This window comes from Mesorhizobium sp. M0772 (assembly GCF_040320135.1).
Classification (GTDB): domain Bacteria; phylum Pseudomonadota; class Alphaproteobacteria; order Rhizobiales; family Rhizobiaceae; genus Mesorhizobium.
Genome location: NZ_JAMYPB010000038.1, coordinates 15,991 through 33,807 on the forward strand (window position 1 = coordinate 15,991; position 17,817 = coordinate 33,807).

A 17,817-nucleotide genomic window follows, 5' to 3' on the forward strand; every position below is an offset into this window, starting at 1 on the left:
CGAAAGATCAGGAGGAGAGGATGCAAGCCGAATCCATAATGACGAAGCCAGTCATCACGACGCATGCGAACGCGACGATAGCCGAAGCGGTCGAGCTCATGCTTTCAAAAAAGGTCAGCTGCCTGCCGGTAGCGAACAGCGACGGCACCCTGATCGGCATTGTAAGCAAAAGCGACTTCTTGCGCCGAGAGGAACTCGGGACCCAGCGTGTGCGTCCGCGCTGGCTGGAGCTTGATCTTGGCCCGGGCACAACCGCCAATGACTATGCGCGCTCGAATGGACGGATTATCCATCAGGTGATGACCACACCCGTCATCTCGGCGCCTCCTGGCGCCCCGATTGCAGATATTGTCGACCTGATGATGCAACATCGCATCAACAATGTTCCGATTGTCGATCGGGACAGGGTCGTCGGCATCATCACGCGAACTGATTTGCTGCTTGTCCTGATCCGCGCCATGCCGAAACAGGGCACCACGCCACCCGATGACGACCTGATCCGCAAGGCTATCCTTGCCGAACTGCAGTCACAAACCTGGAGCGGTGGTGACTTGATCGATGTGAGGGTCAGCGACGGCCTTGTAGAACTGAAGGGGGCGATTGTCGATGAGCGTCAGCGGAAGGCAGCGATGGTTGCGGCTGAGAAGGTTGCCGGCGTCGGGCAAGTCAAGGACGGCCTCCTCCTCAGTAGGGACCCGTTCGGTGACGGTTCCATAGCTGCGGAAAAAGCGGGGACGCCAAGCAGAGTCCCTTTGGTTCTGCTCCCTTCCCACATCACTTGGACATGAGGCCGTCGGCGAGTTCCTTCAGCGTATAGCGCCCGTCATGGTTGGCGAGCACGCTGTCGTCAGCGAAGACGCCCGTCCTGAGGGAATGCGATGGCCGCTGCCTGTTTTGGTGGGGCTTGGACCGGGGCTTCCTGTGAATCTTGATGAGCGGCCAATACGAAGATCTCGACGGCTCCGCCCAGCGGATCCTTATCGATCGGGAAGAGCCGCGAGGCTGAACCGGTTGGCGGCGCCAAGGACTGTGCGGATGCTGGTCGTCATCGACCGAATCTTTAGCTGGCGATCGCCCGCGTTATGACGATATCGCCGCGCGTGCGAAGAACGGATCAGCCGGCAATACGTTGCCGAACCTTTGGGTAGGAGAGGCACGCGATTGGGAAGCCGACCATTCAGAATGACTAGACATGCAACGTTTTCGCGGCAATCGACCACTCGACCGTGAACCCGCAGTTGCCGGGTTTGTCGAGCCTGGTTGATCCAGATCAGCGTTATCTCTTCATCGGCATGGTTTCATTGACCAGGCTTCCAACGGAGAACGCATGTCTATCGACGCTGGGGAGATGAGCGGCAAACCGTGGGTGATTGCGATGCTTCAAGAGCGCTTCGTATCGCAGATAGCCGCTATGGCGGCACGCTGATGGCCGGCTCTGTCGAGACATTCGACATCATTGTCGTCGGAGCTGGGCCGGTCGGACTTGCCTTCGCAGCATCGCTCGCCCGGAGCCGACTCAAGGTAGCTGTGGTTGAACGGCAGTCGCTCGACAGCCTCGCGAATCCGGCTTTCGACGGTCGCGAGATCGCGCTGACCCACGCATCAGTGAGAATCCTTCGCGAGCTCGGCGCCTGGGATGCCATCCCCGCATCGGACAAATCACCGCTTCATGGCGCGCGCGTGCTCAACGGATCGAGCCCTTTCGCCCTGTGCTTCGATACTCCCAGCGGATCTGGGGAACCACTCGGATTTCTGGTCCCAAATTGTCGGATTCGCGATGCCCTGTTCAAAATTGTCTACTTCCAGGATCATGCCCCGGTGCTGTGCGGCAACTCGGTCGTCAATGCAACAAATAGCGACGACGAGGCGGTCATAACGCTTTCTGATGGCAGGCAATTGGCCGCTCGGCTGCTCGTCGCAGCGGATTCGCGTTTGTCCGCGATGCGCGACCTGCTCGGCATTGGCGCCAACATCCATCCGCTTGGCCACTCAATGCTGATTTGCCGAGTGAGGCACGAGCGCTTCCATCACCAGATCGCGGTCGAATGGTTCGACCACCACCAGACCATAGCGATGTTGCCGCTCATGGAAGGCGTGTCGTCGCTGCTTCTGACTTTGCGCTCAATCGAGGCCGATAGACTGTCTGTTCTCGATGACGAATTGTTCCTCATGGAATTGATGAACCGGTGTCGAGGATGCCTCGGGCAGATGACCCTGGCAAGCACCCGCCATGCCTATCCGCTGGTCACGACCTGGGCTCACAAGTTCTCGGCACCGAGTGCGGCACTGATAGGAGACGCTGCCATCGGCATGCACCCGGTGACCGCGCATGGCTTCAACATCGGCCTCAGCGGCCAGAAGCAACTCGCTCATAAAATACTGACAGCATGTCGCGCCCGCCGCGACATTGCCGATCCCGACATGCTCGGCAGATACGAAAGCCGGCTGCGGCTGTCGGCGGCGCCGCTCTATCATGCCACCAACATGCTTGTCGGTCTTTACTCAAGCGAGCACCCGGCGGCACGGCTTGCAAGACATGCTGGGCTCCGCTTTGCCCAACATCTTCCCTTTGTCCGCCATGGCATTTCGGCCATGCTCAGGCGGTGAATCGCACAGAGCGCTACCGCTCTGGAGCGCTGTCTCGGCGCGGCTTCTTTGTCTTGCTGGCTCGCAGCGTCGCGGGCAAGGCTGCTTCCTGGTGACGTTGCCGATCATGGCATGATTCGGATCAAGGCACGCGCGCGGGCGAAACCTTGATGATTCGGCAATGCTAAGCCAAAGGTGTGACCCGAAGCATGGTGAGCGCACTGGTTACCCTCGCTGGGTAGTTAACCCGTCCTTCAGTGGGCTTGCATAGGTTTGGTCCTCGCGAACAATGACGGAAGCAAGCTGGTCCATTCATGGCACCCCTAAAGAAAGAAGAATCGCTGGAGGCCAAAATCCGTCAGGATCAGCTTGCTGACCTGAGGGCCGGGCTCTTCGTGTCGATGCCGATAAGCGCGATCCTGTCAGGCCTGATTTGCGGGGTGCAGGCCCTTTCTGGCGGCGGCTTTGCCGCTGCAAGCTGGTTCCTGGTCGTCAATGCGCTAAATGCCGCCCGGCTTGCACTCGCCCGTTTTCAGCTAAAGGAAACGGGGCGCCATCAGGATTTGCTTGGCGTTTTGCCGCGCCTTCGCATGTTTGGCGTCCTTGCCCTTCTGGCAGGGTTTGCCTGGTCCTTCCCGGCCGTGCTGACTGTTGGATACACAACACCTCAAGCACCGATGCATCTGGTCATACTGGCGGGCATTTCAGCTGGTGCGGTTACATATGGCAGTTCGTATGCCGCGGCGGCGACCAGCTTCATCACACCTCCACTCCTCATCACGGTGGCGTGCCTTTTGGCGAAAGGCAATTTTGAACGCTACATTCTGGCTTTCACCGTTCTGCTCTTCATGGGCGGCTTGGTCCGAGCTTCGTTTGTTGGGCAGGCGCGCTTCCGCGAAGCAAGCCGCCTGAGACATGAGGCAGAGCGACTTGCGTCGGAAATGGAGCGCAACTCCAGGGAGGACCATTTGACCGCCCTTCTCAACAGGCGGGGCCTTGAACACGCCATCGGTCGGTTCAAGACCGCGGATGGCCCCTTCGTGGCAATGCTGATTGATCTGGACGGCTTTAAATCTGTCAACGACACCTACGGTCACAGGACCGGTGATGAACTGCTTGTCATGATCGCCCGCCGCATAGAGCAGGAAGCACCGGAAGGCTCAACGCTAGCTCGTATCGGCGGCGATGAATTCGTGCTGGTTTTTCCCTCAACGAGAGCTTCGCTTTCTGCCAGTGATCTCGCCTCCAATATCATAGCCAAAATTGCTCGCCCCTATATCGGGGTCGCGTCCGTGCGCGTCGGGGCATCGATAGGGATATACTTGGCGCAGACGTCGAGCCTGACTGAAATGCTGTTGCGGGCCGATATCGCCCTTTATACGGCCAAGCGCCATGGCAGGAACGAATTTTGCCTGTTCGATGCCGAACTCGACCGGGAACTCCAACGCCGCCAGTCCATCGAACGGGACCTTCATTCGGCGATAAAGACGGGAAGATTGCAACCTTGGTTCCAGCCGATCGTGAAACTCGACACCGAGGCCGTGGTCGGTTTTGAAGCCTTGCTGAGATGGTCCCATCCGACACATGGTGCCATCTCTCCACCCGAAATCATCACAGCCGCACGCGAAACCGGAATGCTTCAGCTGCTGACGCAAACCGTATTCGCCGACTGTTGTGCTTTTATCGACGGCTTGGTGAAAGCTGACTGTCGTAACATTCGTGTGGCGATGAATGTTTCCCCGCGCGAACTGGAAGCCGGCGATATCGACGACATGGTTCTGGATGGTCTGGCCGCAAGAGGCCTGCCTGCGACGATGTTCGAAATCGAGATTACCGAAGAATCGCCGGTGGATCCGGACAGAGTGGATGAAAAGCTCGGACGGCTTTCGCATGCCGGTATTTCCATCGCGCTCGACGACTTCGGCACCGGCTTTTCTACCTTGGCATCTCTCAAGGACCGTCGGATACGCAAGGTGAAAATAGACCAAGGCTTCATTCGCGGCTTGGCCAAGTCCCGAGAGGACCGACTGCTTGTCAAATCGGTCATCCAACTCGGTGACATGCTCGGGATCGAGGTCATGGCCGAGGGCGTCGAAACAGAGGCGGATCGGCAAACCCTGCACAAGCTTGGTTGCCGAACCGCTCAAGGCTTCCTCTTCTCCAAGGCTGTGCCTTTGATGCAAGCACTGGAAATGGCAGTCAAACAGTACGCGAACCAGTTGTGACCGCTCCCGCAGCGCCCGCTGTCGCGGCCGTGCGCTGCCGAATTTGGCTACAGAGACTTGCCTACTCGAAACACGTGGCATTGGGCGCTGTGCATCAGCCGGCGAACAGTTCCTTGTAGCCGGTCGTCACCATCCAGTTCGCACGGTCGATATGGCTGCGAAGAGCTTTGCGGGCGCGGACCGGGTCAATGGACGGGTCGATGCCGAGGATGCGCTCGGCCATCTCCTTTTCGCTGGCATTCTCGGCGCAGGCATCCAGGATCCGCAGGTAGATCGTGAAATGCTCCCTGTCGTAGCTCGTGAGGTTCTCCGACCAGGGGACTTCATCGCTCAAACTTGAGCTTCGAGTCTCATCTGTTCCCATTGGTCCATTCATGCCTGCGAACCTCGCCTGTGAGCGCAGGCAGTATATCCCAAAATGGGATAATCCGAAACCGGGATTAGTCGCTGATCCGGTCTTTACCCGACCGGTTCGCCTCCATGCCCAAATCCCTTCGATCGCCCCGCCACCAGCGGTTCCTGGCCCGGCTGGTTTTGCTGCGCAAGGCCAAAGGCCTGACCCAGAAGCAGCTGGCTGACAAGCTTGGTCGTCCCCAATCCTTCGTGGCCAAGTACGAGGGCGCAGAGCGGCGTCTCGATGTCATCGAGTTTCTCGACATAACTGCGGCCCTTGACGCTGATCCGTGCGAGATTCTCTCCAGCCTCCGGTCCTAGCGGGCGCGCCGCATCTATCATGATCACGGACAGGAATATTGAGTGGGACAACGCCTCAATTTGTTGAAAGGCGAGCGCTGGTTTTCGGAGGAAGCCGCGCGCACGGCGCCGATGCCTTTTGGTTCTCGACGTAACTGCGGCGCCTGACCATGTGCGAAAAAACTTGGCGGGCGCCCGCGCGCCTGACGACGCGCACCAGGTGCTCGTGAACCGAGCCCGCTTTTCTTCGGCAAGCTCAGGCGGTCTCGGCCATTCGGCTTCGCCCCTTGGCGTGGGCAGCCCTTCGGGCTGTGACGGCCGCCGCCCTTGCGGGCGGCGCGGTTTGTCTGTTGGCCTTTCCCGGTGGCGCGGGGCGGGCGGCACTCCCTTCTAGACCCGCCGCGGCAGCCCGCAACCCTTCGCGTGCCGCTCAGGGTCCTCCTCTTCGTTCCGGTCCTTCGGATGCGGTCCGCCTACCACGGCGGGCCTTTCCGGTCGCGACTCGCCGCCCACCCCGCTTCCGGGGAAAGGCGCGGCGATTGGCGAGCGGAGGATAACACATGCGTGCAAACAGCAAGCGTACCACCAGCGGAGAGGCTGGCGCAGGCAAGGGCAGGCGCCCAGGCGCAAGCCTCTATCAGGAGATCACCGACCGCATCATTGCCGAGCTGGAGCGCGGCACCGTGCCATGGGTCAAGCCATGGGGCAGCGCAAAAGCAGGCCTCGGCCTGCCGAGGAATGCGTCCACGGGGCGCACCTATTCCGGCATCAATATCCTCATCCTGTGGGGCGCCGTCATCGAGCGCAGCTATCCCAGCCAGAATTGGCTGACCTTCCGGCAGGCGCTTGCCCTGGGCGGCAATGTCAGGAAGGGCGAGCGCGGCACGACGATCGTGCATGCCGACCGCTTTGTCCCAAAGAACGAGAAGGAGCGCGCACGCCACGAGGGCGATGCACCACAGGCCGTGCCTTTTCTGAAGCGCTTTACCGTCTTCAATGTCGCGCAATGCGACAATCTTCCGGAACACCTCCATGCCCCTGCCGAGCCGCTGCCACAGTGCGAGATCGTGCCGCAGGCCGAGACGCTCATTCTCGCCAGCGGTGCGGATTTCAGGGTCGGCGGCGATCGCGCTTTCTACATGCCGTGCAGCGACCACATTCAGGTGCCGCCGCAGCCAGCGTTCCATCAGCAGATCGACTATTACCGGACCTGCTTTCACGAGCTAGGCCACTGGACCGGCCACCCGACGCGGCTTGCTCGCGACCTCTCCGGCTCGTTCGGCTCCAAGGCCTACGCGCGTGAAGAATTGGTCGCCGAAATCACTGCCGCCTTCGTCTGCAGCAATCTCGGCATCGAGCCGACCGTGCGTCACGCCGATTACATCGGCTCATGGCTGAAGGTGCTGCGCGAGGACAACCGCGCTATATTCCGTGCCGCCAGCCTAGCTTCGAAGGCCGCTGATTTCCTGTTTGGCCTTCCGGCCGATGCGGAAGGCGAGGCGCAAGAAGGGATTGCGGCATGACGATGCGCGATCCTCAACTGACCGCGACCGAGCCGACGCCGCAAAGGAGCAGACGCTCATTCCCGGCGTCCAGCCGATCACCACGAGGGCAAACCCTCCTGATGGACGCGCCGATGTGTCCGCGCGCGGCGCAAAGCTGCTCGAGGTCGGTCTCTAATGGGGAGGCGGATCAGAGGAAGGTCCGGTGAACCTTTCTCCCGCCGGACGCAAGAAGTCAACGCGACCCGTTCTGACAAGGAGTCTTTCCATGATCCTGATCACCAATCCACTGCGCGCACGACTGCTCGCCCATGGCGCCGCCGGCGCCGACATCGACCATTTTCCCGTTGTGAAACTGTTTGATCCGACAGGTGCCCCGACCTCGCTTCTGAGCGAACTCGACGCCGATGGCGACACGCTGTTCGGTCTTTGCGATCTCGGCTTCGGCTTCCCCGAACTTGGCAGCGTCAGTCTGGCCGAGCTTGCATCCGTAAAAGGGCCGCTTGGCCTCGGCATAGAGCGCGACCTGCATTTCCAGGCGCGCTTTCCGATCTCCGTCCATGCCGAAGCCGCCCGCATTTTGCGGCCACGTCACCGAGGCCGAGCGACTGCTGCGGCAGGCAGCAGACGCCCTATCAAAGCCCCATTCCGAGCTTCCGCCCGACACGGCGGAACAGCCGCGCCGATAGGCGCAAAACCCGTCCCGCCGCGGCGGCCTTCGGCCTCCGCGGCGGGGACAACCCGGCAGGCGGCGCTATTTCGCCGCGAAATCGCTTGCCGACGAGCGCGGTGAAGGCGATCCCTTGCCTGCGCCATCATGGAGGACGGTGACGACGCCGATGCGCTCGAAGCTTCCTGATCGAAAACCTCGCCCGCCTCGATCCTGACGAAGTATGGCAATGGGAGACGTTTCGCGGCTTGTCAGGCAAGGCCGCACCGTTCTCGACATCGCTGTGACCTTCGGCATCACTGATCTCAAGGTCAAACGCATTCTGGCGCTTGGCGACCTCTTGCCCAAAATCCGCGAAGCCTATCGGCGCGAGGAGATCGACACCGAGCCGGTGCGCCATCTCACAATGTCTTCCAAGGCGCAGCAGAAGGACTGGCTGGCACTCTGTGCCGATCCCGATCAATACGCGCCGCGTGGCTATCAATTGAAGCAATGGCTGTTCGGCGGCCAGTCGATTTCCACCAAGGTGGCACTGTTTGCCATCGAGGAGTATCCCGGCCTGATCACCTCGGACCTGTTCGGCGAGGACAGCTATTTCGCCGATGCCGACCTGTTCTGGCAAAAGCAGAACGAAGCGATTGCCACCAAACGCGACACCTATCTCAACGAGGGCTGGAGCGAGGTTGTGCGCTGGAACCGGGCCAGTATTTCCACGCATGGGACCACGAGAAGACCCCGAAGAAGAAGGGCGGCAAGATCGTCATCACTGTCTCGCATCGCGGCGAGGTCGAGTGTCACGAGGGCTGGCTGTCACGCAAGGAAGCCCGCCGCGCCCGCGAGGGCGGCGAGCAAGAAGAAACAGCCGCCAAGCTGCCCCGCCCCGAAGTCACCGGCCCGATGCACAACTATATCGATCTGCATCGCCATGCCGCCGTGCGCGCGGCCATGCTCGACCATCCCGCCGTGGCGCTGCGCCTCGTGGTGGCGCACGCCATCACCGGTTCGGGCCTGTGGCAGGTGCGGCCTGAGCCGCAGCGCGCAGCCAACGAGACGGTGACTGCCAGCCTTGCCGGCTGCAAGGCTGAAGCCGCATTCGGCAAAAAGCGGCGCGAGGTATTGGCCCTGCTCGGATCACCGGATGAGGATAGCTTGGTCGCCGGCGGCAATGGCGACGCCGTTGCTATCGCCGGCGTGTTCGCGCGCCTCTTGGCGCTCTGCGACGACGATGTCATGCGCGTTCTCACCCTTGTCATGGCCGAGACGCTTGCAGCCGGCAGCGCCGTCGTCGAGGCGCTCGGCAACCACCTGAACGTCGACATGGGCATATGGTGGCAACCGGACGATGCCTTCTTCGACCTCTTGCGCGACAAGGAAATCGCCAATTCGATGCTGGCCGACGTCGGCGGCAAGCTGGTCGCGGACGGCAATGTCGCCGAGAAGGTCAAGACGCAAAAGAACATCATCCGCGACTTCCTGGCGGGCGAGAATGGCCGCCCCTGGGTCGAGACCTGGCTGCCGCGCTGGATGAAATTCCCGGCCGAAAGCTACACCAGCCGCAGCGGCTCCGCACCGCCGATCAGTGGACACAAGTGCAGCCGCTGTTCGTGCGCGAATAGTCGATCAGGGCCCGAGCGGCGGTTCTCTCGATTACCGCCGCTCAGGTCGCGCGCGCCGCTACGGGCCACGCCGGCTGCCGATTGGGCGTCTTGTCGAGCCAGTGCCGCGCGCGAGAAATTCCGACGCCAGTTCGCCCCATTTCGGCAGCCCCGCACCGCGCCGGGTTGCTTGCTGAGGCGCCAAAGGCCCATGGGGCCAATTGTCCGATCCGGTTGCCGACAGAGCCCGCGCAGCCGGCGCTCTGCATTGCGGCCGGCTTCTTGTGTCACCGATCGCGCCACCTGTCTCCATTGTGTCTCGGGGACCATTCCCTGCGGCTGGCTTGTCGACCTATGGGCGGATCAGGCCCGCCCGAAACCCTCGCCGGCAGCTTTTTTCCCCGCCGCCTGCGGCGGCTTCCTCGCGCCGCTTCGCTTCAAAAAAGCTGCCCGCGCGGGTCCTCCGCTATCGCTGCGGCCGTCCCGGTTCCGGCGGTCCGGACGCGCCCATCACGGTCCGCCATCGCAGGGGAATGGTCCCTTGCGAGCACCAAGAGGAGACTGGAAATGACCGCGATCGGATACGTCACCAAACAGGAAAACGGCGGCTACAAGGGCCAGCTCAAGACGCTCAGCGTCCGCGCCGACATCGATATCGTGCCCAATCAGGCAAAGAGCGCCGACACCCATCCCGACTTCCGGGTGCTGACGCAAGGGGTCGAAGTGGGTGCGGGCTGGATCCGCACCGGCGAGACCTCCGGCAAGGACTATGTGAGCCTGTCGATTGCCGCCCCCGAGTTTGGCCCCCGCAAGCTCTACGCCAATCTCGGCCGCGCCGCCGGCCAGGATGACGACGACACTTACGCCATCATCTGGAACCCGGTCGACTAACCGGCCGATCCGGAAAGCCCCGCGCCGCCACCGGCGCGGGGTCCTCTCTCAGGACCCGTGAGGCCGCCGAAGGGGGCGGCGAAAACTCGCCCCCCACTCTTCGCCCGTCCCCAAAACGATCTCGCTCGCCGATCCTCGCCTTCGCTTGTCCGTAGCGAAACGAGGATCATCATGGACGACGAAAACGAACGCGCAGCCCGCGCCAAGAAGGGCAGTCCGTTTCTCAATACCGCGCAGGCGGCCTTCTATATCGGGCTGTCCCAGCGCACGCTGGAGAAGATGCGCCTCAAAGGCGGCGGCCCGCAATTCCGCAAGCACGGCCGCTATGTCCGCTATCACATCGACGAACTCGACGATTGGTCGAAGGGGCACGCGCAGGAGACCGGGCCCGAGGACGGCGGGCACGATTCCGGCTCGGCCGGCGAGGGAGGCCGCTGATGAGCCGGCGTCCCACCATCCATCTGATCGGCAGCCATCTGCGGCGCATTCGGGCGCGCAAGACGATCGCCATGGCCACGATGGGCCTTGCCCTGATCGGCTTCGCCGCCTTCGGCAAACCATCGCCCTGGCTGGTCTGGAACGCCTCGGCGAGTGCGCCGGTCGGCCTCTATCGCGTCGCGTCCGGATCGCCGGCTCTTGGTGATCTCGTACTCGTCCGCCCGCCAAAACCGGTCGTCTATCTGGCCGCCGAACGCTTCTATCTGCCCAGCAACGTGCCGCTGGTCAAGCACCTTGCCGCGCTGGCTGGCGAGCATGTCTGCGCCTTCGGCGACGCCATCATCATCGGCGGCGAGATTGTCGCGCGCCGGCTTGCAACCGACACGCAGCACCGTCCGCTGCCTTGGTGGAATGCCTGCCGAAAGCTCGCCGCTGCCGAGGTTTTCCTACTCGGCAGCGACAAAAATCGCTCGTTCGACAGCCGCTATTTCGGGCCGGTGCCGACCGAAAATATCATCGGGAGGCTCGTGCCGCTATGGACCGAGTGACCCTCCTGATGCTGGGCATGGTGTCTCTCGCACCATGCTCCTGTTCCGCGGCGACCAACACGAAGCCGGTCGTCATCTCCCATAGTCCGCAGCTTGCAAGATGGCAGCCCTTCGTAGCCGAAGCAAGCCGGCGTTTCAGCATTCCACAGACTTGGATTTATGCCGTCATGGATGCCGAAAGCCGGGGGCAGACAAGGCTCAATGGACGGCCGGTCACGTCGAGCGCCGGTGCCATTGGCCTGATGCAGGTGATGCCAGGCACCTACGAGGAGTTGCGCGCAGAGCTTGGCCTGGGAGCCGCCCCGCACGACCCTCGCGACAACATTCTGGCAGGCACTGCCTATCTGCGCGCCATGTATGACCGCTTCGGATTTCCAGGCCTGTTTGCAGCCTATAACGCCGGGCCGGAGCGCTACGAACAGCATTTGCAGCGTGGGCGGCCACTGCCCAGCGAGACGGTTTCGTATCTGGAAGAGGTCAAGGCGGCGGGCATTTCGGCCGCCGATATGGACGCGCTCACCGACAAATCCCGTTCCAAAAGCGCGCCGGGAATCCCTTCCGGGCAGTCGCTGTTTTTCCTCCGAAACGGTGTTTCCGTGACCGGCCCGAATGGCCACCTCCTGGTGCCGCTCGGATCGGAGCGAGCAAGGTCAGGCCGGCCGGATCGCAGGTGAGGGCAGCGGCTACCGCGGTTCGGGCGGGGGGCAGGGAGGCAGGTCCGCGGAAGGCAAGATAAAGGCATCGCCTCCTGAGGCGGCGAAGTGTTTGTCTGCACATCGTTTTCCCGGGAGGTTGCCTGCGGGTCCAGGAGGGTCTGGCGCGCAAGCCTCTGATTTTGCTGCTGGTTCATCGGAGGCCGCATGCAGGATGACGAATTCACGCCGAGGCTCGGCAAAATTGGCTCGCGCGGCTCGAAGGCGGTCAAACGCTACGCTGGCCAGGTCCAGGCCGCGGTCAACCGAGCAGGCGGCAGGAGCGGACGCGGCAGCCGCTTCATCGGAAGCCGGGTGGGGCGCGGCGGGGCTGCTGCCGCCGTTCTTAGAGCACGCGACCGCCACGCGGCGTTTCGGCAGCGGCGCGCAGTCGTCAAGGCACGCATCGTCAAGCTGGCCGGCAAGGGAGTCGACGGAGCTCGTGCGCACCTCCGCTACCTCCAGCGCGACGGCGTCACCCGGGAAGGCGAGCGTGGCGAGCTCTACGCTGCCGACAAAGACCACGCGGACGGCAGGGCCTTTCTCGATCGCGCGAACGGTGACCGTCATCAGTTCCGCTTCATCGTCGCCCCTGAAGACGGTATCGAGTATGATGACCTGAAGCTGCTCACCCGGCGCCTCATGGCGCAAATGGAAGAAGACCTCGGCACCAGGCTAGACTGGGTGGCCGTCGACCATTTCAACACCGGCCATCCTCACACCCACATCATCGTGCGCGGCAGGGACGATCACGGCGAAAACCTCGTCATCGCGCGGGACTACATCTCCTCTGGCCTGCGCGAGCGCGCAGCCGAACTGGTTAGCCTCGACCTTGGCCCGCGCACCGACCGCGAGATCGAGCAGCGCTTGCGCCAGGAGATGGAGCAGGAACGCTTCACCAGCATCGACCGGCAGCTGATGCGCATGCGCGACGAGGGGCATGTCTCACCAGCCAGCCGAGACACCTTTCGCCAGACGCTGCACCAGGGCCGCCTGCGCAAGCTCGAGCGGATGGGCCTCGCCGAGGAGATGCCTTCGGGTCGCTGGCGCCTGGAGGATGATCTCGAAGCCACGCTACGCCGCATCGGCGAGCGCGGCGACATTGTCAAGACCATCCATCGCGAGCTGACCGGCAAGGGGCTCGTCCGCAGTGCCGCCGACTATCTTATCCACGATCGATCCGACGGGTCGGCCCAAACCGTGGTCGGACGTGTCGTCGGGCGCGGGCTGGCCGACGAAATCACTGACCGCCATTACCTCGTCGTCGACGGCGTGGACGGCAAAAGCCACTATTTTGATATCGGCAAAGGCGAGGCCACCCAACCGACACAAGAAGGCTGCATAGTGCGGATCAGGCCGAGGGACACCGGGCCAAGAAAAGTCGACCGCACAATTGCCGGCATCGCCACGGTCAACGACGGGCGCTACAGCATCGATATCCATCTCAAGCATGACCCCTCGGCCACCGAACGCTTTGCCGAAACGCACGTGCGGCGACTGGAGGCGATCCGCCGTGCGACCGGTGGCGTCGAGCGCGAGCCGGACGGCACATGGACAGTCGCGCCCGACCATCTCAACCGCGTCGCGGATTACGAGCGTCAACGAGCGAGGGCCCAGCCTGTTGTCGTCGACAAGCTCTCATCAATGCCGCTGGAGAGCCAAGTAGGCTTTGACGGCGCCACCTGGATCGACCAGGAGCTGGTATCAGCCCACCCTGAGTCCTTGCGCGACTCTGGCTTCGGTCGAGAAGTACGTCAGGTCCAGGCCCGCCGACAGCAGTGGCTGATCGCGCAAGGTCTTGCCCATGATGCGCAGGATCGGGTCATCTATCGCGCCAACATGCTTTCAATGCTGCGCCAACGAGAGCTGAACCGTGTTGCCAGTCAGCTCTCGGACGAACTCGGGCTCTCGTATTCTGAAGCGCAGCATGGCAATCCAATAGACGGTACGCTGCGCCGCTGCGTCGAGCTCGCCGGCGGAAAATACGCTGTCATCGAGAAATCGCGCGAGTTCACGCTGGTGCCCTGGCGGCCGGTGCTTGAGCATCATATCGGCAAGGAGGTGTCTGGCGTGGTGCGCGCCGAGGGGATTTCCTGGACGATCGGACGGCAGAGGAGCGGGCCTGGCGTTTCGTGAACTGGCTACAATTTATTTGTTCACGTTGAAACAGGTACTCAGCCCAGACGGAGTTCCTCCGCCTGCTGCTTGCTCGCAGCATTCATTTGGCGGAGAGTCAGTGTTCTGCATTTTGTAGTTCGCTCTGTCAAAAAGCGCTGGGAATATGCATCATGTTCTGCGTTGACACGGAAGCCGGGCCGACAGGTGCCGCCCTGTGGTTGCGGATCGGCTCCCGATGGCTGCCAGCTAGAAAGGTGGGCTGACTCGTGATAGCGCAAGGGGCTATGGCGGCCGCGGTACGGCGAAGCGAGCTCTGGCATCGAGGATGAAGCCGCACTTCCCGATCTTATTCTACTCGCAGGACCGGCAGACGCGGCGGTCGCCCCTGCGGGTGCTGTTGGCCCTGGCGTGAACTGACAGTCCGTCCCGCGGGGACTTTGTAACGGAGAAAAGTCGCTGCGATGGCCCGGGTGACGATGCGGTCAGCGACCATGCCAGACGAGATCGGCAGCTTTCTGCCGCGGCACGGCGCCGGAGCCATCAGGCCGCCGCGACATCGGGTCTGGCGCACCTTCGGATGTTGGCTGGCCGCGGTTTACTTCGAGCAGCGCCGGGTGGGTCATGCGGTGCCGCTACTGGGCACCGAGGCAGCTTTGGGCATGAGACCCGTTCAATCGCGCCGGCCACGTCGGTCATCGCGACATCTGGAGTCGAGGCCAGGTCAGACCGGGAGAAAAACCTGCTCGTCGCGCGGGAGCCCCGGGTTGCGCCGTCGATCCTTCCGCCCAACTCAGCGCCGCGCGACCAGCAATAGCCCCTTGCCCCGAAACTGACGCCAAGCCGACGGACCCGCTCTGCGCATACCGATGCCGTCCGCGCCGTCGTCGGCGGAAACCAGCGAGCCGTGGACCTCACACAATCTGAGCCGCTGGTGACGATGTGCATCGCCTACTTCCATCCGCACTCCTATCGACGAACTCGCCCGCTGCCCGCGGTGATGCGAACCCGTGGATGAATATTTCGCCGAAGCCGCAGTGGGGGCTCAGCCTCGACGATTTTTTTGCCTTGCCCCGGCGGGCGGCGCAACCGAGCATCGAGACAAAAAACGGGAAAGGGAGGGCACCAGCCCGTTAGAGCCGTGGCCATGATGATGTGGGGACGATCTCCTGGAAGAAATGTGGAGATCGACGCTCTCCTGACGCGCTCATCGAAGATTTTAGGCCGCGCCGACGTGGCTGCTTGAGCGATAACACTCACTCCGGAGGCCCCAGTGCGGCTCCTTGGCCAAGCTGCTCGGCACGCCGTGAGTGTGCTTTCTTGTTTGGGGAAGGGAGACTTACGTCTACAACAATCTCGTTTCGATCTACGACGGAGAGTCGGCGAGACAAGTGTTGCTGATGTTCATTGGCTCCGTAGCAACTTCTGCAGTCACAATGCAGCTTATGTTCCTATGCTGGAGAGTTGGCCATTCAACTCGCGTAGCTCGCTTTGTTGCGGTGGAGCTTGGTCAGAGCACACTGCTGCTTTACCTGCTTCAGGGCGCCGTGTTTCGCTTCATGGATCTAATAGGGTTCGGAGAGCTTTGGGATCTCCCGAGCAGAATCGGGTTCGCCACTTTGCTTGGTGCCGCGATCGTTGTCTCCGCTTGACAATTCGCAGGATTGCGCGTGACCACGGATGGTTGTCGCGCGGCTACGCTTAATATGTGACGACGCTTGCGCCTTGTAGGCAATTGTTGCGGCCGCCCACGGCCGACATGAACGTGCTTGGCCGCACGTTTTCTAAGTGAGGCGGAAAGAGGCGCGCGACCCCTCTCCCCAGCAACCCGCCTTGCGGATTCCTCCTCTGCCCGCTTCGCAGACGGGGATACCCTCCGCCCCCTTGCTATTCGTTGCCCGCCGCTATGCAAAGGACGGGCGACCTGAATCCGTGCTCAAGCCGATCTGGCGGCAGAGGGGGGGCGGGCTGAACATGGGACCCGTGATTGACATAATTGCCGCGCGAATTCTCATGCTCGCCTAACCGGCCGGAACGATTTGCAATCCGGGCAGGCTCGACAAATCAAGGAGTAGCTCGTTCCGTGTCCAAGCCCAGACAAGTCTTGGTTATCTCACGGGCGCGATACAAAAGGCACAGGCTGGACTTGGCTGCCGGGGGCGGGGCTTGTCGACCGCTCGATTGAAAGTGAGATGCGAGGCGGAGAATCACCCATGTGCAGAGCGGCAAGGCGCTCGCCTACCTCCCTGTCATTCACCGTCAGCCGATGGTTTAGACGAAGATAGTCCGTCCATGTCGGCGTGCGGAATGTCTCGGTCCAAAGCGTCGACTTCTGAAGGTCGCGCTGGAGGGTCCAGTCCCGCGCACCGGCGCGGCTCTGAACGCGCCGCCTTTCGCGCATGCAGCTCAGAAATTCATCGATACTCTCCTCGGGTATCGAGTACTCCACCTTGATCACGATCGGACCGCTCCTGGGTTTCAAAGGGAGGGCCAGTTCTGGTGGCCTGAAGTCGACGGCCGCTTGATCCGATTCCTCCCATAGCCGCACTGGCAATAGCTTTCCCACAGCCGCGACCAGCAACAGTGCCGCGGCAGCACCTTCCAAAGCCCACGTCAGCGAATAGTACTGCGCGACAGCACCCCAGATCCAGCTGCCCGCTGCCATGCCGCCGTAGGTCAGGGCGTAATAGATGGACAGGGTCCGACCAACGACCCACCTTGGGCTTGCCAACTGCACACACACGTCGGTTCCGGTCCAGGTGACAACCCAGCCAGCGCCACCGATTGCAAGCGCGATCGCCGCCACAGCCACCGACGATGTGAGGGCCATCAAAAGGCAACACGTTGCGCAAGCAACGGATGCGAGCGTGATCAATCGGTTCTGGGACGTAATGCGTCTCAAGTAGCTGCTGCCAATGCCGGCTATGAAGGCGCCTGTGCCGAAGCCAGCCAATAGCACCCCGTAAACAATTGGCCCTCCCGCCAGCTGGTCGCGAACCAGGAGGGGGAGCAGAGCAAGGATCGAGATGCTTGACAGCCCGAATAGGGTTGCACGCACAATCGCCACTCTGATCTCTGAGGATATTGCCGTGAATCGCATGCCATCATGAATGGCCGTAGTCATCCGCTCGCGCGGAAGAGGCGAAAAGCGAACTTGCCACTTTGAGCGCAGAACAGCGCTCAACGGGACCAAGTCACTCAGCGCAGCGAGGGCGAAAGCCGTAAGGGGGCCTAGCAAAGCTAAGATTACACCGCCCAGCGCCGGTCCTATGCTCCGAACCACGTTGTAGCCCACCGACATCAGCGTCACTGCGGCGGGTATGTCGCGCTTTTCCAGGATATCGCCTACCGACGCGTGCCATGCTGGATCGTTCAAGGCAAAGCCGCATCCGGCCAAGAAACTCAGTCCCAGGATCAGCCATGGACTAACAAAGCCCAGTCCCACAGCGAGTGCCAGCGCCGTGGATGCCAGTGCGATAAGGCAGTGTCCGGCAAGCATCACGCCGCGGCGGCTGAAGCTGTCTGCAATGGCTCCAGCAAGGATCGACAAGAAGAACGCGGGCAGTGTCGATGCAGCCTGTACGAGCGCAACCATTAGATCGGAGGCTGAAATCGTCGCCATGAGCCAGCTTATAGCCACGCTCTGCACCAGCCAGCCAAGGCTGGATATCTGCGTGGCTGTCCAGATAGAACGAAAGACCGGGTTGTGAAGAGGGATCAGTGTGTTTGCCGCAAAGCGCGGAGGATCTTGACGCCGCATCACTTCTCTCCTCCACTGGGTGTCGTTCGTCCGCTCATTTGCTTACAGCGGTGCGCTCTGTGCACAGACTGCGTCACAACGAAGTTCCGAAATCGCGCTCGC

Annotated in this window: 15 protein-coding genes and 2 pseudogenes; 15 read left to right on the forward strand and 2 right to left on the reverse strand. The window is 62.0% G+C overall.

Going from position 1 to position 17,817, the window contains the following annotated elements; all coding sequences use genetic code 11:
* Positions 1–20 precede the first annotated feature (20 nt).
* From NKI06_RS22245 to NKI06_RS22260, 4 genes are all read left to right on the forward strand, one after another.
* Positions 21–788: a CBS domain-containing protein gene (locus tag NKI06_RS22245; protein WP_352987176.1), complete on the forward strand. Its 768-nt coding sequence runs from the start codon at positions 21–23 to the stop codon at positions 786–788.
* Positions 789–931: 143 nt separating this feature from the next.
* Positions 932–1,006: a cbb3-type cytochrome oxidase assembly protein gene (locus NKI06_RS22250; protein ID WP_352987198.1), complete on the forward strand. Its 75-nt coding sequence runs from the start codon at positions 932–934 to the stop codon at positions 1,004–1,006.
* Positions 1,007–1,425: 419 nt separating this feature from the next.
* On the forward strand, positions 1,426–2,607 hold the full coding sequence (ubiM, locus tag NKI06_RS22255; protein ID WP_023708052.1) for a 5-demethoxyubiquinol-8 5-hydroxylase UbiM: 1,182 nt from the start codon (positions 1,426–1,428) through the stop codon (positions 2,605–2,607).
* A 293-nt stretch (positions 2,608–2,900) separates the two neighbouring features.
* On the forward strand, positions 2,901–4,811 hold the full coding sequence (locus NKI06_RS22260) for a putative bifunctional diguanylate cyclase/phosphodiesterase (protein WP_023708051.1): 1,911 nt from the start codon (positions 2,901–2,903) through the stop codon (positions 4,809–4,811).
* A 94-nt stretch (positions 4,812–4,905) separates the two neighbouring features.
* Here NKI06_RS22260 and NKI06_RS22265 read toward each other — a convergent pair whose 3' ends face one another.
* Positions 4,906–5,187: a DNA -binding domain-containing protein gene (locus tag NKI06_RS22265; RefSeq protein ID WP_081731646.1), complete on the reverse strand. Its 282-nt coding sequence runs from the start codon at positions 5,185–5,187 to the stop codon at positions 4,906–4,908.
* Positions 5,188–5,291: 104 nt separating this feature from the next.
* Between NKI06_RS22265 and NKI06_RS22270 the strand changes: the two genes are divergently transcribed.
* The 11 genes and pseudogenes from NKI06_RS22270 to NKI06_RS22325 all read left to right on the forward strand — a co-directional run.
* Positions 5,292–5,525 (forward strand): helix-turn-helix domain-containing protein, encoded by a 234-nt coding sequence (locus tag NKI06_RS22270; protein WP_023708050.1) that lies wholly within the window; start codon positions 5,292–5,294, stop codon positions 5,523–5,525.
* Positions 5,526–6,064: 539 nt separating this feature from the next.
* Complete coding sequence (locus NKI06_RS22275; protein ID WP_023697813.1) at positions 6,065–7,027, forward strand: ArdC family protein; 963 nt, start codon at positions 6,065–6,067, stop codon at positions 7,025–7,027.
* Between the two features lie 247 nt (positions 7,028–7,274).
* Positions 7,275–7,695 (forward strand): annotated as a pseudogene (locus NKI06_RS22280) (DUF2958 domain-containing protein).
* Between the two features lie 210 nt (positions 7,696–7,905).
* On the forward strand, positions 7,906–8,733 hold the full coding sequence (locus NKI06_RS22285) for a hypothetical protein (protein WP_352987179.1): 828 nt from the start codon (positions 7,906–7,908) through the stop codon (positions 8,731–8,733).
* Positions 8,622–9,842: a hypothetical protein gene (locus NKI06_RS22290; protein ID WP_352967478.1), complete on the forward strand. Its 1,221-nt coding sequence runs from the start codon at positions 8,622–8,624 to the stop codon at positions 9,840–9,842. Before NKI06_RS22285 ends, NKI06_RS22290 begins: the two co-directional genes overlap by 112 nt.
* A complete protein-coding gene (locus NKI06_RS22295; protein WP_023672372.1) occupies positions 9,839–10,162 on the forward strand; it encodes a DUF736 domain-containing protein in 324 nt (107 codons plus the stop codon). The genes NKI06_RS22290 and NKI06_RS22295 overlap by 4 nt, the downstream gene beginning before the upstream one ends.
* A 171-nt stretch (positions 10,163–10,333) precedes the next feature.
* Complete coding sequence (locus NKI06_RS22300) at positions 10,334–10,600, forward strand: helix-turn-helix transcriptional regulator (protein ID WP_023697818.1); 267 nt, start codon at positions 10,334–10,336, stop codon at positions 10,598–10,600.
* Positions 10,600–11,148 (forward strand): S26 family signal peptidase, encoded by a 549-nt coding sequence (locus tag NKI06_RS22305; RefSeq protein ID WP_023697819.1) that lies wholly within the window; start codon positions 10,600–10,602, stop codon positions 11,146–11,148. The genes NKI06_RS22300 and NKI06_RS22305 overlap by 1 nt, the downstream gene beginning before the upstream one ends.
* A gap of 17 nt (positions 11,149–11,165) precedes the next feature.
* Positions 11,166–11,822 carry a lytic transglycosylase domain-containing protein gene (locus NKI06_RS22310; protein WP_348531817.1) on the forward strand — a complete coding sequence of 219 codons (657 nt, stop codon included), beginning with the start codon at positions 11,166–11,168 and terminating at the stop codon, positions 11,820–11,822.
* Between the two features lie 186 nt (positions 11,823–12,008).
* Positions 12,009–13,976: a relaxase/mobilization nuclease RlxS gene (gene rlxS, locus NKI06_RS22315; RefSeq protein ID WP_023697821.1), complete on the forward strand. Its 1,968-nt coding sequence runs from the start codon at positions 12,009–12,011 to the stop codon at positions 13,974–13,976.
* Between the two features lie 1,289 nt (positions 13,977–15,265).
* Positions 15,266–15,660, forward strand: a pseudogene (locus NKI06_RS22325) (nodulation factor fucose acetyltransferase NolL); the annotation flags it as partial.
* A gap of 408 nt (positions 15,661–16,068) precedes the next feature.
* Here NKI06_RS22325 and NKI06_RS22330 read toward each other — a convergent pair.
* Positions 16,069–17,715, reverse strand: a complete 1,647-nt coding sequence (locus tag NKI06_RS22330) for an MFS transporter (RefSeq protein ID WP_023704122.1) — start codon at positions 17,713–17,715, stop codon at positions 16,069–16,071.
* Positions 17,716–17,817: the final 102 nt, after the last annotated feature.